At 41.9% G+C, this 22,600-nt stretch carries 18 protein-coding genes and 1 tRNA gene; all 19 read left to right on the top strand.

The window, feature by feature from the left end; translation table 11 throughout:
* The first annotated feature begins 3 nt into the window (after window positions 1-3).
* Complete coding sequence (gene tuf / locus HQ865_RS17620; protein WP_173416168.1) at window positions 4-1,191, top strand: elongation factor Tu; 1,188 nt, start codon at window positions 4-6, stop codon at window positions 1,189-1,191.
* Between the two features lie 138 nt (window positions 1,192-1,329).
* A tRNA-Trp gene (locus HQ865_RS17615) sits at window positions 1,330-1,403 on the top strand.
* 20 nt (window positions 1,404-1,423) lie between these two features.
* On the top strand, window positions 1,424-1,618 hold the full coding sequence (secE, locus tag HQ865_RS17610; protein WP_173416167.1) for a preprotein translocase subunit SecE: 195 nt from the start codon (window positions 1,424-1,426) through the stop codon (window positions 1,616-1,618).
* A 14-nt stretch (window positions 1,619-1,632) separates the two neighbouring features.
* Complete coding sequence (nusG, locus tag HQ865_RS17605) at window positions 1,633-2,175, top strand: transcription termination/antitermination protein NusG (protein ID WP_173416166.1); 543 nt, start codon at window positions 1,633-1,635, stop codon at window positions 2,173-2,175.
* A 201-nt stretch (window positions 2,176-2,376) separates the two neighbouring features.
* Window positions 2,377-2,817, top strand: coding sequence for a 50S ribosomal protein L11 (rplK, locus tag HQ865_RS17600; RefSeq protein ID WP_173416165.1), 441 nt, complete (start codon window positions 2,377-2,379; stop codon window positions 2,815-2,817).
* A 62-nt stretch (window positions 2,818-2,879) separates the two neighbouring features.
* Window positions 2,880-3,578: a 50S ribosomal protein L1 gene (gene rplA / locus HQ865_RS17595; protein ID WP_173416164.1), complete on the top strand. Its 699-nt coding sequence runs from the start codon at window positions 2,880-2,882 to the stop codon at window positions 3,576-3,578.
* Window positions 3,579-3,580: 2 nt separating this feature from the next.
* The gene (gene rplJ / locus HQ865_RS17590) at window positions 3,581-4,102 is read left to right on the top strand and encodes a 50S ribosomal protein L10 (protein ID WP_173416163.1); all 522 of its coding nucleotides are present in this window, start codon (window positions 3,581-3,583) and stop codon (window positions 4,100-4,102) included.
* A 64-nt stretch (window positions 4,103-4,166) separates the two neighbouring features.
* Entirely contained in the window at window positions 4,167-4,550 is a 384-nt protein-coding gene (gene rplL / locus HQ865_RS17585; protein WP_173416162.1) for a 50S ribosomal protein L7/L12, read from the top strand.
* A 195-nt stretch (window positions 4,551-4,745) separates the two neighbouring features.
* Window positions 4,746-8,549, top strand: a complete 3,804-nt coding sequence (rpoB, locus tag HQ865_RS17580; RefSeq protein WP_173416161.1) for a DNA-directed RNA polymerase subunit beta — start codon at window positions 4,746-4,748, stop codon at window positions 8,547-8,549.
* Window positions 8,550-8,696: 147 nt separating this feature from the next.
* Complete coding sequence (rpoC, locus tag HQ865_RS17575; RefSeq protein WP_173416160.1) at window positions 8,697-12,986, top strand: DNA-directed RNA polymerase subunit beta'; 4,290 nt, start codon at window positions 8,697-8,699, stop codon at window positions 12,984-12,986.
* Window positions 12,987-13,241: 255 nt separating this feature from the next.
* Window positions 13,242-13,553 (top strand): DUF3467 domain-containing protein, encoded by a 312-nt coding sequence (locus HQ865_RS17570; RefSeq protein ID WP_173416159.1) that lies wholly within the window; start codon window positions 13,242-13,244, stop codon window positions 13,551-13,553.
* A 74-nt stretch (window positions 13,554-13,627) separates the two neighbouring features.
* Window positions 13,628-13,945, top strand: coding sequence for a hypothetical protein (locus HQ865_RS17565; protein ID WP_173416158.1), 318 nt, complete (start codon window positions 13,628-13,630; stop codon window positions 13,943-13,945).
* Between the two features lie 96 nt (window positions 13,946-14,041).
* Window positions 14,042-14,875 carry a polysaccharide biosynthesis/export family protein gene (locus HQ865_RS17560; protein WP_173416157.1) on the top strand — a complete coding sequence of 278 codons (834 nt, stop codon included), beginning with the start codon at window positions 14,042-14,044 and terminating at the stop codon, window positions 14,873-14,875.
* Between the two features lie 29 nt (window positions 14,876-14,904).
* Window positions 14,905-17,328, top strand: coding sequence for a GumC family protein (locus HQ865_RS17555; RefSeq protein WP_173416156.1), 2,424 nt, complete (start codon window positions 14,905-14,907; stop codon window positions 17,326-17,328).
* Window positions 17,329-17,419: 91 nt separating this feature from the next.
* A complete protein-coding gene (locus tag HQ865_RS17550) occupies window positions 17,420-18,460 on the top strand; it encodes a ferredoxin--NADP reductase (RefSeq protein WP_173416155.1) in 1,041 nt (346 codons plus the stop codon).
* Window positions 18,461-18,475: 15 nt separating this feature from the next.
* On the top strand, window positions 18,476-19,249 hold the full coding sequence (gene rfbF, locus HQ865_RS17545; protein WP_173416154.1) for a glucose-1-phosphate cytidylyltransferase: 774 nt from the start codon (window positions 18,476-18,478) through the stop codon (window positions 19,247-19,249).
* A 10-nt stretch (window positions 19,250-19,259) separates the two neighbouring features.
* Window positions 19,260-20,342 (top strand): CDP-glucose 4,6-dehydratase, encoded by a 1,083-nt coding sequence (gene rfbG / locus HQ865_RS17540; protein WP_173416153.1) that lies wholly within the window; start codon window positions 19,260-19,262, stop codon window positions 20,340-20,342.
* Between the two features lie 6 nt (window positions 20,343-20,348).
* Window positions 20,349-21,401, top strand: coding sequence for an NAD-dependent epimerase/dehydratase family protein (locus HQ865_RS17535; protein WP_173416152.1), 1,053 nt, complete (start codon window positions 20,349-20,351; stop codon window positions 21,399-21,401).
* A gap of 31 nt (window positions 21,402-21,432) precedes the next feature.
* The gene (locus HQ865_RS17530) at window positions 21,433-22,584 is read left to right on the top strand and encodes a 3-dehydroquinate synthase (protein WP_173416151.1); all 1,152 of its coding nucleotides are present in this window, start codon (window positions 21,433-21,435) and stop codon (window positions 22,582-22,584) included.
* Window positions 22,585-22,600 lie beyond the last annotated feature (16 nt).

The raw sequence follows: 22,600 nt of genomic DNA, 5'->3' as shown, positions 1-22,600 counted from the left end.
ATCATGGCAAAAGAAAAATTTGACCGCAGTAAACCGCACTTAAACATCGGTACAATCGGTCACGTTGACCACGGTAAAACAACCCTTACCGCAGCGATCACCAAAGTATTAGCTGATAAAGGTTTATCTGAAGCACGTTCATTTGATTCAATTGACTCGGCTCCGGAAGAAAAAGAACGCGGTATCACTATTAACACTGCTCACGTTGAGTACTCAACTGCTAACCGTCACTACGCACACGTTGACTGTCCAGGTCACGCCGACTACGTAAAGAACATGGTTACCGGTGCTGCTCAGATGGACGGTGCTATCATCGTGGTAGCTGCTACTGATGGTCCGATGCCACAAACCCGCGAGCACATCCTGTTAGCACGCCAGGTAGGTGTACCTGCACTTGTTGTTTTCATGAACAAGGTTGACATGGTTGATGATCCGGAACTGTTAGAATTAGTAGAGATGGAAGTTCGTGAATTATTATCATTCTACGATTTCCCTGGTGATGATATCCCTGTGATCCAAGGTTCGGCTTTAGGTGGCCTGAACGCTGATCCGAAATGGGTTGAAAAAATTATGGAGTTGATGGATGCTGTTGATAGCTACATCCCAATCCCTCCACGTCTGACTGATCTTCCATTCCTGATGCCTGTTGAAGACGTATTCTCGATCACTGGTCGTGGTACTGTAGCAACTGGCCGTATCGAGCGTGGTGTAATCAACTCTGGCGATCCTGTTGATATCCTGGGTATGGGTGCCGAGAACTTAAAATCAACCGTAACTGGTGTTGAGATGTTCCGTAAGATCCTTGACCGTGGTGAAGCTGGTGATAACGTAGGTTTATTGTTACGTGGTATTGAAAAAACTGATATCCGTCGTGGTATGGTTATTTGCAAACCAGGTTCAGTAACTCCTCACACCGATTTCAAAGCAGAAGTTTACGTATTGTCGAAAGCAGAAGGTGGCCGCCACACTCCGTTCTTTAACAAATACCGTCCTCAGTTCTATTTCCGTACCACTGACGTAACTGGCGAGATCTCGTTAGCAGAAGGTGTAGAAATGGTTATGCCAGGCGACAACGTTACTATCACCGTAAAACTGATCAACGCTATCGCGATGGAAAAAGGTTTACGTTTCGCTATCCGCGAAGGTGGTCGTACAGTAGGTGCCGGTCAGGTAACTGAAATCTTAAAATAAACCCCCTAACCCCCTAAAGGGGGAATAAGGATAGGTTAATTATATTCAAAGTACTTAGGCAAATGCCTAAGTACTTTGTTACTAATTAGAAGAATAACAAAATCAAAAATCCCTTTAGGGATTTAGGGTAAAATATACACGGGAATAGTTCAACGGTAGAATAGAGGTCTCCAAAACCTTTGATCAGGGTTCGAATCCTTGTTCCCGTGCCATATATAAAGCGAAATAAACAATGGCTGCAGTAGTTGAATATATAAAAGAATCATACATAGAGTTAACCCAAAAGGTAACCTGGCCAACCTGGCGCGAACTGCAAAGCAGCGGCGTACTGGTAGTGGTTGCCTCGTTAATTATCGCGCTGGTTATTTTTGGTATGGACACTGCTATTAGCTATGTGTTAAGCCATTTTTACACTTCACTTGCTTAATTTGATAGACAGAGATGGGTGAAAATTTGAAATGGTATGTAGTACGCGCTATCAGCGGCAAGGAAAAAAAAGTTAAGCAATACATTGATGCCGAAGTTAACCGCTTGGGCATATCGCATTTGGTACCGCAGGTATTAATACCTACCGAAAAATACTACCAGATGCGCGATGGAAAAAAAATAGCTAAAGAGCGTAACTATTTCCCGGGCTATGTACTGATGGAAGCAGCGCTTGACGGCGAGCTGGAACACGTAATTAAAAACGTGAACAGCGTAATAGGCTTTTTAGGCGATAAGGCTGGTAATGCCATTCCACTGCGTCAGGCCGAAGTTAACCGCATTTTAGGTAAGGTTGACGAAATGAGCGCACAAGGCGAAACCATGAACGTGCCTTATTATGTTGGCGAAGCTGTTAAAGTAATGGACGGTCCGTTCAATGGCTTTAGCGGTGTGATAGAAGAGGTTAACGAAGAAAAGAAAAAGCTGAAAGTAATGGTAAAGATATTCGGGCGCCGTACGCCGCTTGAATTGAATTACATGCAGGTAGAGAAAGAATAGTTAGTTATAGGTTGATTAAGTTGATTGCGTGAGTAGTTGATTTAGTTTTCCAAACTGATTTAAAAAATATAAAAGAGTGCCTTGATAAAGCGAAAAAGTGATAACTACTCACTTAATGCAACTCAATCAACCACTCACTTTTAAAGATAAATGTTACATAGCTTCCACTACTAACATTGAGTATTAAATAATTAAAGTAAAATGGCAAAAGAAGTCGGTGCGATGGTGAAGCTGCAGGTAAAAGGCGGCGCTGCAAACCCATCACCTCCAATTGGCCCAGCATTGGGTGCTAAAGGGGTGAACATTATGGAATTTTGCAAGCAGTTTAATGCACGTACCCAGGATAAACCTGGCAAAGTGTTACCTGTATTGATCACTGTTTACGTTGACAAGTCATTCGATTTTATCATTAAAACCCCTCCTGTTGCTATCCAGTTATTGGAGGCCTCAGGTTTAAAAAGCGGGTCTGCAGAGCCAAACCGTAAAAAGGTAGCGAAAGTTACCTGGGAGCAGGTTGAAACTATTGCAAAAGATAAAATGCCAGACTTGAATGCATTTACAGTAGAATCGGCCATGAAAATGGTTGCTGGTACTGCTCGCAGTATGGGAATCACCGTATCAGGTACGGCTCCCTGGAACTAATTTGATCCGCAGATTTAATCTCAGATCAAAAATTAATTACAAACACAAATCAGTTTAAGACAGTGGCAAGATTAACAAAAAATCAAAAAGTGGCACTCTCCAAAATTGAGGCTAATAAGTCGTATTCTTTACAGGACGCAACAAGCCTGGTTAAGGATATCACTAACACCAAATTCGATTCATCGGTTGATATCGATGTTCGTTTAGGTGTCGATCCGCGTAAAGCCAATCAAATGGTACGTGGTATCGCAACATTACCTCATGGAACCGGTAAAACTGTACGTGTACTGGTGCTTTGTACTCCGGATAAGGAGCAGGAAGCTAAAGACGCAGGTGCAGATTACGTAGGTTTGGACGATTACATTGCCAAAATTGAAGGCGGATGGACTGATGTTGATATTATCATCACTATGCCAAGTGTGATGGCTAAGGTAGGTCGTTTGGGTCGTATATTGGGCCCGCGTAACCTGATGCCTAACCCTAAATCGGGTACAGTAACACCAGAAGTTGGTAAAGCTGTAACCGAGGTAAAAGGTGGTAAGATCGATTTCAAGGTTGACAAAACCGGTATCATCCACACTTCGATAGGAAAAGTATCTTTCTCTGCTGATAAAATTTATGAAAACGCTTTAGAAGTACTGCAAGTAATTTCTAAGCTAAAACCATCAGCAGCCAAAGGAACATATTTTAAAAGTATCCATATCTCTTCAACCATGTCTCCGGGCATCGAGGTTGAAACTAAAACAGTAGCGGGGATCTAATCATGAATAAAGAAGAAAAACACGAACTTGTTCTTGCCCTTACTGAACAGATGAAGGAATATGGTAATTTTTACATTACCGACACTTCAAACCTTACGGTTGCTAAGATCAATAACATCCGCCGTAAATGTTTCGAGAGTGATATCACTATCCAGGTAGCAAAAAACAGCTTAATTAAAAAAGCGATGGAAGCTGCCGGTGGCGATTACACTGCAATTTATGATGTGCTGAAAGGTTCGTCGTCTATCCTTTTCTCAAAATCAGCAACTGCACCTGCAAAGCTGATCAAACAACTGAGGAAATCGGGCAGCGAAAAACCAATCATCAAAGCAGCATATATTGACTCGGCCGTTTTCATTGGTGATAACCAACTGGATACATTGATCAACCTGAAATCGAAAGAACAACTGGTTGGCGAGATCATCGGATTACTGCAATCTCCTGCTAAAAATGTTGTATCTGCTCTTCAATCGGGCGGTAACATTTTGGCCGGCGTTGTTAAAACATTACAAGAAAGAGGTTAATTCATGCACCTCAAGTTAAGCATGACATTAAAACAAAAAGCATTAAAGTAAAAAATTAAATAAAATGGCGGATTTAAAATCATTTGCTGAACAGTTAGTAAACTTAACAGTAAAAGAAGTTAACGAGTTAGCTCAAATCTTAAAAGACGAGTACGGTATTGAGCCTGCTGCTGCTGCAGTAGCTGTTGCTGCTGCCCCAGCTGGTGGCGATGACGCTCCTGCTGCTGCTGCAGAACAAACTTCATTTGACGTTATCCTGAAAGAAGCTGGTGGCGCTAAATTAGCAGTTGTTAAATTAGTAAAAGACCTGACTGGCTTAGGCTTGAAAGAAGCTAAAGACTTAGTTGACGGTGCACCTAAAGAATTAAAAACTGGTGTAACTAAAGAAGAAGCTGCAAGCTTGAAACAACAATTAGAAGAAGCAGGAGCTGTAGTTGAGGTTAAGTAATTTAACCCAATAGCACCTAAAGCATAAAGACCCCGGACCTTTTTTGGTCGGGGTCTATTGCCGTTTATAATGTTTTATAGATTTGAGATATGAGATTTGAGATGTGAGAAAAGCCCGTATAAAGGCAATTTCATATCTCACGTCTCAAATCTCACATCTCACATCTACAAATAATAGACTTAAAATTATAATCCCTTGGCAAACACAACAAATAAAAGAGTAAACTTTGCAACCAGCAGGCACGTAATTGATTACCCCGACTTCCTGGATGTGCAGTTGCAATCTTTCAGGGAATTTTTCCAACTGGAAACTACTTCAGACAACCGTTATAAAGAAGGGCTGTTTAAAGTATTTGCCGAAAACTTCCCGATTTCTGACTCAAGGAACATCTTTGTTTTAGAGTTTCTTGATTACTTTATTGATCCGCCACGTTACGATATACAAGAGTGTATCGAGCGCGGTTTAACTTACAGTGTGCCTTTAAAAGCCAAGCTGCGCCTATCTTGTAACGACGAGGAGCACGAAGACTTTGAGACAATTGTACAAGACGTGTACCTGGGTACCATCCCATACATGACCCCTAAAGGTACTTTTGTTATCAATGGCGCCGAGCGTGTAATTGTATCGCAATTACACCGTTCGCCTGGTGTATTCTTCGGCCAAAGCCGCCACACTAACGGTACTAAATTATACTCGGCCCGTGTAATCCCTTTCAAAGGTTCGTGGATCGAGTTTGCTACAGACGTTAACAACGTGATGTATGCATATATCGACCGTAAGAAGAAATTCCCGGTTACTACCTTGCTGCGCGCCATCGGTTATGATTCGGATAAAGACATCCTGGAATTGTTTGAACTGGCCGACGAAGTAAAAGTAAGCAAAAGCGGTTTAAAGAAATTTATTGGCCGTAAGCTTGCCGCAAGGGTGCTTAAAAAATGGGTGGAAGACTTTGTGGACGAGGATACCGGTGAAGTGGTATCTATCGACCGTAACGAGATCATCCTTGAGCGCGAGACCGTTTTAGAAGACGACCATATCGATATGATCATCGACGCAGGTGTGAAAACCATCATCCTGAACAAGGAAGATTCGGCCACCAGCGGTGATTATACCATTATATATAATACCTTACAAAAGGATACCTCTAACTCAGAGAAAGAAGCGGTTGAACACATCTACCGTCAATTACGTAACGCTGAACCACCTGATGAAGAAACAGCACGTGGTATCATCGATCGTTTGTTCTTCTCTGACAAACGTTACGACTTGGGCGATGTTGGCCGCTACCGCATCAACCGTAAGCTGAAGATGGATACATCTAACGATATTAAGGTACTGACCAAACAGGACATTATCGCTATCGTTAAATACCTGATCAAACTGATCAACTCTAAAGCCGAGGTGGATGATATCGACCACTTGTCAAACCGTCGTGTACGTACCGTTGGTGAGCAATTGTATGCACAGTTTGGTGTAGGTTTAGCGCGTATGGCACGTACCATCCGCGAGCGTATGAACATTCGTGATAACGAGGTGTTCACACCAACCGATCTGATCAACGCGCGTACACTGTCATCAGTGATCAACTCGTTCTTCGGTACCAACCAGCTATCGCAGTTTATGGACCAGACCAACCCACTGGCAGAGATCACGCACAAGCGTCGTCTGTCGGCCCTGGGGCCGGGTGGTCTGTCGCGCGAGCGTGCCGGTTTCGAGGTTCGTGACGTTCACTACACCCACTACGGCAGGTTATGTACCATCGAGACACCTGAAGGCCCGAACATCGGTCTGATCTCGTCGCTGTGCGTACACGCCAAGATCAATAACCTGGGCTTTATCGAAACCCCGTACAAACGTGTGGTTGAAGGTAAGGTTAAGGTTGAAGAAGAAGTAATTTACCTGTCGGCAGAAGATGAGGACGGTAAAACCATAGGCCAGGCCAACGCTTATTACGATGATAAGGGTATTTTTGAGAACCCGCGCGTAAAAGCACGTTATGAAGGCGACTTCCCGGTAATTGAGCCGGAAAAACTGGATTACATGGACGTTGCGCCAAACCAGATCACATCAATCGCGGCTTCGCTTATCCCGTTCTTAGAACATGATGACGCTAACCGTGCCCTGATGGGTTCGAACATGCAACGCCAGGCCGTGCCATTGCTGCGTCCGGAGTCGCCAATTGTAGGTACTGGTCTGGAAGGCCGTGTAGCTAAAGATTCGCGCACGCTGATCAACGCAGAAGGCGATGGTGTGGTTGAGTATGTTGACGCAAACGAAATTAAGATCCGTTACGACCGTAACGAGCTTGACAGGCTGGTCTCATTTGATGGCGACACCAAAACTTACCAACTGACCAAGTTCAAAAAGACCAACCAAAGTACTACCATGAACCTGAAGCCTATCGTTAAGAAGGGCCAGAAGGTTGAAAAAGGACAGGTACTTTGCGAAGGATATGCAACACAGGATGGCGAGTTAGCCCTTGGCCGTAACCTTAAAGTGGCATTCATGCCTTGGCAAGGTTACAACTTTGAGGATGCGATCGTGATCTCGGAACGTGTGGTATCGCAGGATATCTTCACTTCGTTGCACATCGAGGAGTTTGAACTGGAAGTACGTGATACAAAACGCGGTGAAGAGGAATTGACACCGGATATCCCGAACGTATCGGAAGAAGCTACCAAAGACCTGGACGAAGACGGTATCATCCGTGTAGGCGCCGAGGTTAAGGAAGGCGATATCCTGATCGGTAAGATCACCCCTAAAGGTGAATCAGACCCATCACCGGAAGAAAAACTGTTACGTGCCATATTTGGTGATAAAGCAGGTGATGTTAAAGACGCGTCTTTAAAAACACCTCCGTCTATCGCCGGTGTGGTTATCGATACCAAGTTGTTCAGCCGTGCTAAAAAGACTTCGAAAGCCGAAGAAAAAGCACAGTTAGAAAAACTGGATACCAAACACGATAAAGCAGTTAAAGAACTGAAGAATACACTGGTTGATAAACTGTTTGAAATTGTTAACGGTAAAACATCGCAAGGTGTGTACAATGTTTACAAGGAACTGTTGATTGCTAAAGGTGTTAAATTCACCCAGAAAATGCTGGCTGAGTTACCTTACGATAACATCAACCCAACCAAGTGGACTACCGACGACGACAAGAACGATCAGATCAAAGCCCTGTTGCACAACTTCAACATTAAGCTGAACGAAGAACTGGGTGCTTACCGCCGCGATAAATTCGCGATCAGCGTAGGCGACGAGCTGCCATCGGGTATTGTACAAATGGCTAAAGTTTACATCGCTAAAAAGCGTAAGCTTAAAGTTGGTGATAAAATGGCCGGCCGCCACGGTAACAAAGGTATTGTTGCCCGCATCGTTCGCGATGAGGACATGCCATTCCTGGAAGACGGTACCCCGGTTGATATTGTGTTGAACCCGCTGGGTGTACCTTCACGTATGAACCTTGGCCAGATCTACGAAACTGTATTGGGCTGGGCCGGTAAAGAGCTGGGTATGAAATTCGCTACCCCGATTTTCGATGGCGCAAGCCACGAGCAGGTAGAAGAGTGGATTGCTAAAGCAGGCGTACCAGAATCGGGCCGTACTTACTTATACAATGGTTTAACAGGTGAGCGCTTCGATCAGCAAACTACTGTAGGTATCATCTACATGCTGAAACTGGGCCACATGGTTGACGATAAGATGCACGCCCGTTCTATAGGCCCGTACTCTTTGATCACTCAACAGCCATTGGGTGGTAAGGCACAGTTCGGTGGTCAGCGTTTTGGTGAGATGGAGGTTTGGGCGTTAGAGGCATTCGGTGCAGCTAACATCCTGCAGGAGATCTTAACCGTTAAGTCTGACGACGTTATTGGCCGTGCCAAAACATACGAAGCTATTGTTAAAGGCGAAAACCTGCCTACACCATCAGTACCAGAATCATTCAACGTATTGGTTCACGAGTTACGCGGCTTAGGTTTGGATATCACCTTAGAATAAGGTTGAAAGAGGTGAAAGGTAAAAGGATAAAGGTGAAAGGTGCCTTATCTTTTTACCTCTCATCCCGATTAATGAGGAAGGGAAAAACCTTTCACCTTTGGCCTTTCACCTTTGAGCTAACAAAAAAATACCTTTAAAAAAAGAAATATGTCTTACAAAAAGGATAATAAAATAAAAAGCAATTTCACCACCATTACCATCAGTTTAGCCTCGCCAGAGTCTATCCTTGAGCGTTCGAGCGGTGAAGTTTTAAAACCAGAAACCATTAACTACCGGACCTACAAGCCCGAGCGTGATGGTTTATTCTGCGAGCGTATCTTCGGTCCGGTAAAAGACTATGAGTGCCATTGCGGTAAGTACAAACGTATCCGTTACAAGGGTATCGTGTGCGACCGTTGCGGTGTTGAAGTAACCGAGAAGAAGGTTCGTCGCGAGCGTATGGGCCACATCAACCTGGTGGTGCCTGTTGCGCATATCTGGTATTTCCGTTCGTTACCAAACAAAATTGGTTACCTGCTGGGCTTACCTACTAAAAAGCTCGACCTGATCATCTACTACGAACGTTATGTAGTAATTCAGCCAGGTATTAAAGAAGCTGACGGTATCAGTGCTATGGACTTCCTGACCGAGGAAGAATACCTGGACGTTTTGGATACCCTGCCAAAAGAGAACCAATATCTTGACGATAAAGACCCGCAGAAATTTGTGGCCAAAATGGGTGCCGAAGCATTGGAAGAATTGCTGAAACGCCTTGACCTTGACCAATTATCATACGATCTGCGCCACCAGGCTGCAAACGAAACCTCACAGCAACGTAAAAACGAAGCTTTGAAGCGCCTGCAGGTTGTTGAAGCTTTCCGCGAAGCACAAGGCCGTATCGAGAATAACCCTGAGTGGATGATCGTGAAGATCGTTCCGGTTATCCCGCCTGAACTGCGCCCGTTAGTACCACTGGAAGGTGGCCGTTTCGCTACTTCAGATCTGAACGACCTTTACCGCCGTGTAATTATCCGTAACAACCGTTTGAAACGTTTGATCGAGATCAAAGCGCCGGAGGTGATCTTACGTAACGAAAAACGTATGCTGCAGGAAGCTGTGGATTCGTTATTCGATAACTCGCGTAAAGTTAATGCCGTTAAAACGGAAGGTAACCGTGCCCTGAAATCGCTCTCAGACATTCTGAAAGGTAAACAAGGCCGTTTCCGTCAAAACTTACTGGGTAAACGTGTTGACTACTCGGCACGTTCGGTAATTGTGGTAGGCCCTAACCTTAAACTGCACGAGTGCGGTTTACCAAAAGATATGGCAGCCGAGCTGTTTAAACCATTTATCATCCGCAAAATGATTGAGCGTGGTGTGGTTAAAACAGTAAAATCTGCAAAGAAAATTGTTGACCGTAAAGACCCGCTGGTTTGGGATATCCTTGAAAACGTACTGAAAGGCCACCCGATACTGCTTAACCGTGCGCCTACGCTGCACAGGTTGGGTATCCAGGCTTTCCAGCCTAAACTGGTGGAAGGTAAAGCTATCCAGCTGCACCCATTAACCTGTACCGCGTTCAACGCCGACTTTGACGGTGACCAGATGGCCGTGCACGTACCACTTGGTAACGCGGCAATTTTGGAAGCCCAGATCCTGATGCTGGCATCGCACAATATTTTGAACCCTGCTAACGGTACGCCTATCACTGTACCATCTCAGGACATGGTATTGGGTCTTTACTATATTACTAAGGGCCGCAAAACTGATGCTACCCGTGTTGTAAAAGGTGAAAACCTTTCGTTCTACTCTGCAGAGGAAGTGATCATTGCTTACAATGAGAAAAAACTTGACCTGCACGCTTTCATTAAAGTGAAAGCTAACGTGAAAGAGAAAGACGGCAGCATCGTAAATAAACTGATCGACACTACTGTAGGCCGCGTACTGTTTAACCAGCATGTGCCTGAAGAAGTAGGTTATATAAACGAACTGCTGACCAAGAAATCACTGCGTGATATCATTGGCGAGGTAGTAAAAACTACCGGTATGGCCCGCGCGGCCCAATTCCTTGATGATATTAAGGAGTTAGGTTTCCAGATGGCATTCCGTGGTGGTTTATCGTTTAACCTGAAGGATATTAATATCCCTGCACAGAAGGTTACCCTGATCGACCAGGCTTCGAAAGAAGTTGAAGAGGTAATGAACAACTATAACATGGGTTTCATTACCAACAACGAACGTTACAACCAGATCATCGATATCTGGACCCGTATCAATAACAAGCTGACCGCTAACGTAATGGAGATCCTGAGTACAGATAACCAGGGCTTCAACTCGGTTTACATGATGCTTGATTCGGGTGCACGTGGTTCTAAAGAGCAGATCCGTCAGCTGGCAGGTATGCGTGGCCTGATGGCGAAACCTCAGAAATCAGGTTCAGGCGGCGAGATCATCGAGAACCCGATCCTTTCAAACTTTAAAGAAGGTCTGTCGGTATTAGAGTACTTTATCTCTACCCACGGTGCCCGTAAAGGTTTGGCGGATACGGCGTTAAAGACGGCTGATGCTGGTTACCTGACCCGTCGTTTACATGACGTTGCGCAGGACATGATCGTTGGCGAAACAGATTGCGGTACTTTACGTGGTATCTTCACCACTGCCCTTAAAGATAACGAGGACATTGTTGAACCATTGTATGACCGTATCCTGGGCCGTACTTCATTACATGAAGTGCACGACCCTATCACCGGCGAACTGTTAGTACAAGCCGGACAGGATATCACTGAAGAAATTGCCAAGAACATCGAAAACTCTCCGCTGGAAGGCATCGAGATCCGTTCGGTATTAACCTGCGAAAGCAAACGTGGTGTTTGCGCGCTTTGCTATGGCCGTAACCTGGCCAGTGGTAAACGCGTTCAACGCGGCGAGGCTGTAGGTGTAATTGCAGCGCAGTCAATCGGTGAGCCGGGTACACAGTTAACCCTGCGTACATTCCACGTGGGTGGTACCGCGTCTAACATCGCGGCCGAATCTCAGATCAACGCTAAATACGAAGGTATTATCGAATTTGAGAACGTACGTACCGTATCATTCGAAACGCCGGAAGACGGAGCGGTAGACGTGGTACTGGGCCGTTCGGGCGAATTCCGCATCCTGGAGGCAGGCAGCAACAAGGTGATCATGACCAACAACATCCCATACGGTTCGTACCTGTATGTGAAGGATGGCAGCAAGATCAACCGTGGCGACAAGATCTGTTCATGGGATCCGTACAACGCGGTAATTATCTCTGAATTTGCCGGCCAGGTACAATTCGACGCTGTATTGGAAGGTGTAACCTTCCGCGAAGAAAGCGACGAGCAAACCGGTCACCGCGAAAAAGTAATTATTGACACCCGCGATAAATCTAAAAACCCTGCTATACAGGTAGTTGACAATAAAGGCAACCTGATCAAAGGATACAACATCCCGGTAGGTGCGCACATTGCTGTTGACGAGCGTGAGAAGGTACAAACCGGCCAGGTTATTGCCAAGATCCCTCGTTCAACCGGTAAAACGCGAGATATTACAGGTGGTTTGCCACGTGTAACCGAGTTATTCGAAGCACGTAACCCAAGCAACCCTGCGGTTGTAACCGAAATTGACGGTGTGGTAACCTTAGGTGGTGTGAAACGTGGTAATCGTGAGATGACCATCGAATCGCGCGACGGACAGGTTAAAAAATACCTGGTACCACTTTCAAAACACATCCTTGTACAGGATAACGACTTTGTGAAAGCCGGTATGCCACTGTCTGACGGTTCTATCTCTCCTGCCGACATCCTGGCTATTAAAGGCCCTGCTGCCGTGCAAGAGTACCTGGTGAATGGTATACAAGAGGTTTACCGTTTACAGGGTGTGAAGATCAACGATAAGCACTTTGAGGTGATCGTTCACCAGATGATGCAGAAAGTATCTATTGAAGATCCGGGCGATACCCGTTTCCTTGAAAGAGAAGCTGTTGATGGCTGGGACTTTATGATAGAGAACGACGAGATCTACGACAAGAAAGTTGTTACCGATCCGGGCGATTCAAATACCCTGAAATCAGGACAGATCGTATCGCTGCGTAAACTGCGCGATGAGAACTCGGTACTGAAACGTAAGGATATGAAGCTGGTTGAAGTTAGGGACGCTATCCCGGCTACTTCAAGCCCTATCCTGCAGGGTATCACCAGGGCTTCGTTAGGCACCAAGTCGTTCATATCTGCGGCATCGTTCCAGGAAACCACCAAGGTACTGAACGAAGCAGCGATAGCCGGTAAGAGAGACAGCATGCTTGGCCTGAAAGAGAACGTTATCGTTGGGCACTTAATTCCGTCAGGAACCGGGTTGCGTATATACGACAATATCCGCGTAGGTTCTCAGGAAGAATTTGACCGGCTGATGGCTTCGAAGACCGAAGAAGCAGAAGCATAATAATTCGAAATAATTTGTTAATTTAGCAGGGCTTTCCATTTTATGGAAGGCCCTGCTGGTTTTAAGCCATCTTACAGGGCTATATTTCAAATATTGAACTTGAAAAGCGTTAACGCTTTTTAATCACACTAAACATAATACACTATTGAGCCCTGGTTTTAAATTTTTATTACCAGTGGATTAACAAACTATACTTTGATAGTTTATTAACAATAAACACATAAATTTGTAAATAATAGAATATATATAAGGTTAATGGAAGAAAATAACGAAAATCAATTAAATATTGAACTTTCTGAAGAAATAGCAGAGGGTATTTATTCTAACCTGGCTATTATCACACATTCAAACTCGGAGTTTGTATTGGATTTTATCAGGGTAATGCCAGGGGTTCCCAAAGCTAAAGTAAAATCGAGGATAATATTAACTCCGGAGCATGCGAAGCGGCTGCTTACTGCCTTGGAGGATAATATAGAAAAATTTGAAGCTGTAAATGGCCGTATTAAAGTTCAGCAGGAACCGTCTGGTTTTCCGATGAATTTTGGCAACACAATGGGCCAGGCGTAATTCAAACGCGGCAAATCTAAAGAAACTATTATTCGTAACTTAACACTAATAGTTTTATATTTATCAAGCATAATATGAGTAACGAAAATAGCCAGGATAGGCGAAGAAGAAGGATCCGTAGCCATACTAAAAGCAACAACAAGGCAAAGGAAGTTAAGAAAAAAAGTTCCTCCAAAGACTACACCAAACTTACCGGTATAGGGCTGGTGATTTTTGGTATAGCTATGTGTATGTACTCATTCGGGATCTTCGATGGATCGAGTGACTTTATGCATCTCCCCGATTTTAGTGATGCGATTCAACTTTGGCCAGTATTTATTGTTATTTCAGGTTTCGGGTTTTTAATAAAAGACTATGTACAGAGATACAATAAGCAAAAATGGGATTCATGATGATATATTTAATATTTATTGGCCTAAATTGTTAAAATAAATGTAACTTTATGGAGTTTTATTTATAACAATACAAATTTTGTTACTAAAAAATAAATGAAAAGAATAATACGCAACATACCAGTTGGCTACTTTTTGGTTCTGATGTTAGTTTTAACACTACATTCATGCTCCACAATCAAAAATTACAAATATTTTGAAGATATATCCGACACAGCAAAAATAACCCGGCTTACAAATGCCTATTATAAAGAACCCATTATACAGGCGGATGACATATTATATATATTTATACAAACGGCAGATCCTCAGGGGGGCAATTTAGTAAACGCATTAAATACACCAGCATTTGGTTCGGGTACTTACTATGGAAATATTTTTTCTGCATCGGGCAATAATGCCGGCCAATCAATGGTATATGGTTATTTGGTAAATAAAAAAGGGGAAGTTACGCTCCCGGTGCTTGGGGATGTAAATGTTCTGGGTTTGTCTACCGCGCAGGCACGTACGCTTATTGTACAAAAGGCGAGTATCTTTTATAAAGACCCGTCAGTAACAGTAAGGTTCGCAAATTTTAAGATCACTGTTTTGGGTGAAGTCGCACACCCTGGTACTTACAGCATTCCCAATGAGAAAATAAACTTACTTGACGCTTTGGGTTATGCCGGCGACCTAACAATATACGGGGATCGTACTAATTTACTTTTAGTGAGGCGCCAAACTGATGGATCAACATTAGGGTACCGATTGAATTTGAATAATTCGGAGATATTCAAATCGCCATACTTTTACTTGCAACAGAACGATGAAATATATGTAACGCCAACTAAGGCTAAAATTACCAGCAGTGACGCAGCCCAAGCCCGAAATATCACTGTAATTACATCTGCTTTAACAGTATTGGTCGTATTACTTACCAGAATCAGATAAAAATATCCAATCCTATCGAATAACATTATATGGATCCTATTATTGATCAGCCTAATCAGGAAAACAACAACGAAATAAAGATCTATCTGGATAAAATTATATCCAATTGGTATTTATTTTTAATAGGTATAGTTCTATGTACCTTTTTGGCTGTGTTTTATTCTAAATTAGCAGATACAGCTTATAAAATAGACGGCAAAATACTGGTACGTGACGATAAGAATAATCCCTCTAAAGGTGCAAAGGGCCTTATTGATGTAGATCTTTCATCCTTGTTGGGTACAGCTAATAATGCTGAAAATGAAATAGAAATATTAAAATCACGCTCACTGATGAAAAAGGTGGTTGAAAAACTAAACCTTAACATTACTGTAGGAGTAAAAGGGGCGCTGAGGGCTTTAGAGGTTACTGATAAATATATACCATTTACAATTGATCTGCAGCATAAGGCCGATACTATTGAGGCAAGGCAATATTCTATAAAGGATGTTACTACCCATGATTTTAGGATAGTTAACAGCAAAGAGAATATAGATACTACAGTAGCTTTTGGGCAACTAATAAAGCTTCCGCAATTTAATCTCACACTAGATTACAAACCAGGGTACTTTATTGATCAGCATGGTTATGGTATAACTATTCAATCTGTAGATTCGAAGGTTGAAGGATTGATGAAAAGTTTTGATGCTACATTAACAAGTAAACAAAGTACGGTAATTGACCTTAATCTGGATTATGCTATACCTGATAAAGGCGAAAAGATACTTTCGACCCTGATGGACCTTTATCTAAAAGAGAACTTAGAAGATAAGGTTAGAATAGCGGACAGTACAATGGCCTTCGTTGATAAGCAGTTAGATGCTGTCACGGCCGAATTAAGTGATGTTGAAAAACGTATAGAGGAATTTAAAAAAGCCAATCAACTTGCCGATATAGCTGAGCAATCTAAAGTATTGATCGATAATTCAAGTGATTACTTTAAAAAATTGAACGAGCTAGAAATACAGATATCAATAATTGAAGGTATATCGACTTATATTAAGAACCCCGCAAATCATCGGATCATCCCAAGTACGTTAACGGTTACAGATCCGGTTTTTGCGGCTGGTATAGCGTCGTACAACCAAATGCTTAGTGAACGTGAGAGGCAAAATTTATCTTATACAGAAAATAACCCAATAGTAAAAAATTTAGACCAGCAGATAGAAAACCTGCGAGGTAACCTGCTGAAAAGCTTCGATGAATACAAGCGAAACCTGAATTTATCTAAAAAAGAACTGGTGGCCCGCAATAGTGTCATCAATCAAAAGATACAAAATGTACCCGAAAAGGAAAGAATCTATTTAAGCTATTCGCGCCAGCAAACATTAAAGCAACAGATTTATATATACTTATTGCAAAAAAAGGAAGAAACCGCGATAACCCGAACCTCAACTTTCTCTACGTCGCAAATTATTGATCCCGCAAAAAGCGATTCGGCCCCTTTCGCGCCTAAAAAAGGTCTTATTTACGTTGTAGGCTTAATAATTGGGTTTATACTGCCATTAGCTTATTTAAGTATTCGCGAAATGCTTAATACCCGCATCATCACCAAAAAAGACCTGGTAATGGGAACCCCCGTTACCATAGTGGGCGAAATAAGCCATAATGATGATGAAAAAAGCCTTGTGGTGGACAACAAGTCGCGCTCTATCATTTCCGAGCAATTTAGAAGTTTAAGAGCTAATCTTCAATTCTTGCTAAAGCAAGACCAGTCTAATGTAATACTTGTTACTTCAAGCATGAGCGGCGAGGGAAAGTCATTCATCTCGCTTAATCTAGGTAATGTATTGGCAATAGGCGGCAAAAAAGTTGTGTTTATGGAGTTAGATCTTCGCAAACCTAAATTATCTATGAATATTGGTATGGATAATCAGCACGGTTTTACCAACTATATCATATCAGATAAAACTACTTTAGATTCGGTTATACGCCCGCTTTACATCAGCGAAAATACATCATTGATATCATCAGGCCCTATTCCTCCTAACCCTGCAGAGTTACTATTAAATAGCAAATTGGGTACAATGATAGAGGAACTTAAAAAGAAATATGATTATGTGATCATCGATACGGCTCCGGTAGGTCTTGTATCTGATGCTTTAATAATTGAAAAATACGCCGATCTGTGCCTATATATTGTTAGGCAAGGCTTTACCTATAAATCGCAAGTTAATATCATTAACGATCTGATCACAGCTAAAAAGCTAAGCAAAACATATTTGGTTGTAAATGATATTCAATCGGCTAAAGGCGGCTATTATGGTTATTATGGTTATGGCTATGGCTATGGCTATGGCTACGGCTATGGTTACGGCTATGGTTATGGTGGTTATGGCGGCTATGGCGGCTATGTTGATGAGAGTAAGAAAAAACAAACGTGGCTTGAAAAAATACTGAACCGGCGTAAATAAACTGGTAACAATATAGCAATGGATACGCTTATACGGGAGCAATACAAACAGGTTTAAAATGGAGGCTTTTAAATACTTCAACTTTATATAGATGCAGATTTATACATTAAAAGTTGTAGAAATAAGGAAAGAAGCTAAAGATGTAATAACAGTTTGTTTTAAACAGCCAGGCTTAAAAAAAGTAACTTATTTGCCAGGCCAATATCTCACTCTGGTGTTTAGGATCAATGGCAGGCGATACATCAGGCCTTACTCGTTTTCATCGGCGCCCAAAGTAGATGAATACCTGGAAGTAACCGTTAAAAGGGTACCTCGCGGTATAGTCTCTAATCATATTAATGATCGGCTTAAGATTGACGATCTGGTTGAAGTAATGCATCCAATGGGTGATTTTATCTTCAATAATGATCATACTACAGAAAATAAACACATTGTGCTATGGGGGGCGGGTAGCGGCATAACGCCTTTAATGTCTATAGCAAAATTTGTTTTACATAAACAAACCGGCCACAAAATAACACTGGTTTATGGTAACCGCCATGTTGATGATGTAATATTTTCTGCACAGATCCAGGATCTGGAAAAAACGTTCTCAACACAACTACAGGTTTGGAATTTTTATACAAGACTAGTAGTTGACAATAAAGACCCCGATCATATACAAGGCCGGATCGACCCGCATAAAGTGTTAACGATCTTAAGGTCTGTTACTGACCTGCAAAATAGCATACATTATATATGCGGGCCAAGAGGCTTGAAAGAGTCGGTTAAACAGGCACTTTATAGTTTTGAAATAAGTGAAGAGCAAATATTTGCCGAAGACTTTGAATTAATAAAAGACCCGGCCGAGTTTGAAGATATTACTACGCGACATGTAAAAATAAATATTGGCGAAGTAGCTGCACAGGTTGAAGTTGTTAAAGGAAAAAGTATACTTGAGGCAGGTTTAGATGCTTTTTTGGAACTGCCATACGCATGCCAGACGGGGCACTGCACAGTTTGTAAAGCAAGTATTTTACATGGCCAGGTAAAAATGATAGGATTGGTGAAAAAGCATACCGATATGAAAGATAATGAATGTTTAACATGCTGTGCTTATCCGCTATCTGATGATGTTCAGCTTACAATATAAATATTATTAATAATTATGAAGGTTGTATTACTTGCCGGCGGGCTGGGTACCCGCTTATCAGAAGAAACCGGTGTTAAACCTAAGCCTATGGTTGAAATAGGGGGTATGCCAATATTATGGCATATTATGAAAATATATTCAACTTACGGGTTTAATGATTTTATAGTTTGCCTTGGATACAAAGGCTATATTATTAAAGAATACTTCGCAAATTATTTTTTGCATAAATCGGATGTTACGATCGATCTGAAGGATAATTCGATAAAGGTGCATGATTCGCAGGCAGAACCGTGGAAGATCACACTCATTGATACTGGTAACGAATCGATGACCGGGGGACGGATCAAGCGTGTACAACCATATGTAAACAACGAAACATTTATGCTTACTTACGGCGATGGCGTTGGTAATGTAAATATTAAGGATCTGGTAGATTTTCATAAAGCCAATAATAAGTTTTGTACAGTTACATCGGTACAACCATCGGGGCGTTTTGGGTCGCTAAATATTGGTGAAAATAATGAAGTGCATTCCTTTTTCGAAAAACCCAAAGGAGATGGTTCTTGGATAAATGGCGGCTATTTTGTTTGTGAACCACAAATTTTTGATTACATAAAAGATGGCGATGCTACCATATGGGAAAAAGACCCAATGGAAAGCCTGGCAAAAGACCACCAGATGAGCGCTTTTAAGCACAATGGTTTTTGGAGGCCGATGGATACGCTGAAAGATAAGCAAGATCTTAACGAAATGTGGGCCGAAGATAAAGCGCTTTGGAAAATTTGGTAAAAATGCGCAGATGATACAGTTACTCAAAAGCACATACCAGGGAAAAAAAGTATTTGTAACAGGGCATACCGGTTTTAAAGGGTCGTGGCTGCTAAAGATACTTAGTTTATTACAGGCCAATGTTAAAGGCTATGCATTAGCTCCTCAAAATGAAGATGATCTGTTTAATTTAATAGATGGAAATAATATTTGCCGGTCTGTAATAGCCGATATCAGGGATGCAAAGAAATTGCAGAAAGAAGTATTAAACTTTCAGCCCGATTTTGTATTTCATTTGGCAGCTCAGCCGCTGGTTAGGTTGTCGTACCATATTCCGGCCGAAACCTTTGAAGTTAATGTTATAGGGACTGCCAATGTATTAGACGCGGTAAAACTTTTAGATAAAGAGTGTAAAACCATAATCATAACTACTGATAAAGTTTATCATAATTATGAATGGGTTTATCCATATCGTGAAAATGATCGCCTTGGAGGTTATGACCCGTACAGTTCAAGTAAAGCATGTGCGGAAATATTGATAGATTCTTACCGTAACTCATTTTTTAATGTAAATGATCTTGAAAAGCATAAAAAAACAATAGCAGTAGGCCGTGCGGGTAATGTAATAGGTGGTGGTGATTGGTCGGCCGATAGGTTAATGCCCGATATTGCCAGAGCGCTGGGTAGCAATCAAAAAATAGTTGTACGTAACCCTAATTCCATCAGGCCATGGCAACATGTGCTGGAGCCACTGGTAGGCTATCTATTATTGGGGGATAAACTTACACAAACCCCCCGCGAATTTTCACAGGCGTATAATTTCGGGCCTTATGCCGATGATTCATTAAGAGTAGATACCATGGTTAATTTGGCTATTGAGAATTGGGGAAGCGGAGAATATGAGAACGTTAAGCTAACCGATCAGCCACACGAAGCAGGTTTACTTAAGCTGGATATTAGCAAAGCCATACAGCAAATTGGCTGGAAACCCCGCTTAAACGCAGCTACAGCTGTAAACTATACTATTAGCTGGTATAAACACTATTACGATCAAAAAACAACCATAAATAATTTTACAGAAAACCAGATCCTGGATTTCATAGCAAGCAAGTAATAAAATATGAATAAGATCATAGAAGGTGATATGGCATACGTTTACCAGGCAAATTTACCCTGGGAGAATTTTGCAGGCCAAACAGTATTGATCACCGGGGCTAGCGGCTTTCTGCCGGCATACATGGTTGAAACATTACTATACATTAATAGGCAGAAACCCGATCAGAATATTACTGTATTAGCATTGGTTAGGAACCTTGAGAAGGCGAAAACCCGTTTTAAAGATCATTTGGATGATAAGCATCTTATTTTAGTACATAAAGATGTTTGCGACGAAATGGTGTTTGACCGCAAAGTTGACTATATAGTACACGCGGCCAGCCAGGCCAGCCCTAAATATTATGGAGTAGACCCTGTTGGTACTTTAAATGCTAATGTTTTAGGAACCATAAACTTAATGAAACTGGCTAAGAAAGATAACGTAAGATCATTTTTATTCTTTAGTTCGGGTGATGTTTATGGCCAGGTAGATGAAAGCCGTATCCCGATGAAAGAAGACCACTATGCGCATCTTGATCCCACAAATGTGCGTTCTTGTTATGGCGAAAGTAAAAGAATGGGAGAGACCATTTGTGCAAGCTGGTTCTATCAGTATGGTGTCCCTGCTAAAATGGTACGCCCTTTCCACACTTATGGCCCTAAAATGCTTTTAGATGATGGCCGTGTATTTGCCGATTTTGTAAACGATATTTTAAATAACAGGGATATCAACTTAAACAGTGATGGATCTGCCCAACGGGCATTTTGTTATCTTGCTGATGCTACTATCGCGTTTTTTACAGTGTTATTAAAGGGCGAAAACGGGCAGGCATATAATGTTGGCAACCCTTACCAGGAATACAGCATTTTGCAATTAGCACATATCATGACCGGCCTATACCCTGAGAAAGGGCTAAAAGTAAGTTCGGTACAAAAAACTATTGAAGGTAACAACTATTTAAAGAGCCCTATAAACCGCGGCACGCCCGATATTAGTAAGCTGGAGGCTTTTGGATGGAAACCACAAATTAGTGCCGAGGATGGCTTTAGAAAAGTTGTAGAAAGTTATTTAGTTTAAAAGTTACAATTAACGTATACGCAACATAATTATGCAAAACCAATTTGTTATTGATGATACTGTAGTAAAGCTTTCATTGCCAGCCAATGCAACAGATGCTATCACTATAAGATCGGTGCCATATAACTATACCGTAAATTTTATTAGCAAGGCAGATCTGATAAAAGAATTACAAGCACTGGCCGCTCATAATAAAGAAAAGCATTTTATTTATATAGATGACGTTGTAGATAAATTATATACCGAAGATATGCTGTCGGGTGCGCCAACAACGCTTATAAATGCCCGGGAAAAAAATAAGAACCTTGCTACAGCAATGAAGCTTGTGGATGTTTTGCAGGCCAAAAATTTCACAAAAAAAGAGGTAATTGTTTCAATGGGCGGCGGCATTACCCAGGATATCACCGCTTTTGCAAGGGCTGTATTTAAACGGGGCATAAATTGGGTGTATGTACCAACAACGTTGCTTTCAATGGCCGACAGTTGTATCGGTGCCAAATCATGCCTGAATTATAAAGGTGGAAAAAACCAGTTGGGTTTATTTTCATCGCCAGCCAGGGTGTTGATATGTGATGAGTTGTTAAGATCGCTTCCAAAACGAGACATACTTTCTGGATATGGCGAAATAGTGAAACTTGTTATAGTGGGAGGAGAAACAACCATAAAACTATTTGAAAAATATGTTTCGACGCAGCACGGAGATGTTTTACATAATATAATTCCGATTATTCAATTATCTTTAGCTGTTAAAAACTCTGTTATTACGATCGACGAGTTTGAAGCTAATATTAGAAAAGCTTTAAATTACGGCCACACAGTAGGGCACGCTATCGAGCCATTGTTAAACTATAAAATTCCACACGGCATAGCCATTTCTATAGGCATGCTCGTAGAAAACGAAATAGCCGTTGTCTATGGCAGCCTGGCCAAAAATGAATCGGCAGTGCTAAAAGATCTTATCCTCCCGTATATAGATGCCGAATCGATCAGCTACCTTAAGAAACTTGATGTGAACGATGTTTTAAATAATATGAAAAAGGATAAGAAGAATTTAAGCGATGAAATATTTTTAGCTATACCTTATGCCATAGGGAAATTTGGTATGCTAAACGTTAAAGCCGATAATAGATTGAAAGAATTACTGGCAAATGCTTTTGATAATTTGATAGCGGGAACGAAATAAAGCTAGAATAAACAGG

The organism is Mucilaginibacter mali, from assembly GCF_013283875.1.
Classification (GTDB): Bacteria; Bacteroidota; Bacteroidia; order Sphingobacteriales; family Sphingobacteriaceae; genus Mucilaginibacter; species Mucilaginibacter mali.
Note: the sequence above shows the minus strand (reverse complement) of the source record. Positions and strands in the feature narration are given on the sequence as shown.

Coding starts and splice junctions, on each gene's coding strand:
- tuf (WP_173416168.1), top strand. CDS start 4: ATGGCAAAAGAAAAATTTGACCGCAGTAAACCGCACTTAAACATCGGT.
- secE (WP_173416167.1), top strand. CDS start 1,424: ATGGCTGCAGTAGTTGAATATATAAAAGAATCATACATAGAGTTAACC.
- nusG (WP_173416166.1), top strand. CDS start 1,633: ATGGGTGAAAATTTGAAATGGTATGTAGTACGCGCTATCAGCGGCAAG.
- rplK (WP_173416165.1), top strand. CDS start 2,377: ATGGCAAAAGAAGTCGGTGCGATGGTGAAGCTGCAGGTAAAAGGCGGC.
- rplJ (WP_173416163.1), top strand. CDS start 3,581: ATGAATAAAGAAGAAAAACACGAACTTGTTCTTGCCCTTACTGAACAG.
- rplL (WP_173416162.1), top strand. CDS start 4,167: ATGGCGGATTTAAAATCATTTGCTGAACAGTTAGTAAACTTAACAGTA.
- rpoC (WP_173416160.1), top strand. CDS start 8,697: ATGTCTTACAAAAAGGATAATAAAATAAAAAGCAATTTCACCACCATT.
- HQ865_RS17570 (WP_173416159.1), top strand. CDS start 13,242: ATGGAAGAAAATAACGAAAATCAATTAAATATTGAACTTTCTGAAGAA.
- HQ865_RS17565 (WP_173416158.1), top strand. CDS start 13,628: ATGAGTAACGAAAATAGCCAGGATAGGCGAAGAAGAAGGATCCGTAGC.
- HQ865_RS17560 (WP_173416157.1), top strand. CDS start 14,042: ATGAAAAGAATAATACGCAACATACCAGTTGGCTACTTTTTGGTTCTG.
- HQ865_RS17555 (WP_173416156.1), top strand. CDS start 14,905: ATGGATCCTATTATTGATCAGCCTAATCAGGAAAACAACAACGAAATA.
- HQ865_RS17550 (WP_173416155.1), top strand. CDS start 17,420: ATGCAGATTTATACATTAAAAGTTGTAGAAATAAGGAAAGAAGCTAAA.
- rfbF (WP_173416154.1), top strand. CDS start 18,476: ATGAAGGTTGTATTACTTGCCGGCGGGCTGGGTACCCGCTTATCAGAA.
- rfbG (WP_173416153.1), top strand. CDS start 19,260: ATGATACAGTTACTCAAAAGCACATACCAGGGAAAAAAAGTATTTGTA.
- HQ865_RS17535 (WP_173416152.1), top strand. CDS start 20,349: ATGAATAAGATCATAGAAGGTGATATGGCATACGTTTACCAGGCAAAT.
- HQ865_RS17530 (WP_173416151.1), top strand. CDS start 21,433: ATGCAAAACCAATTTGTTATTGATGATACTGTAGTAAAGCTTTCATTG.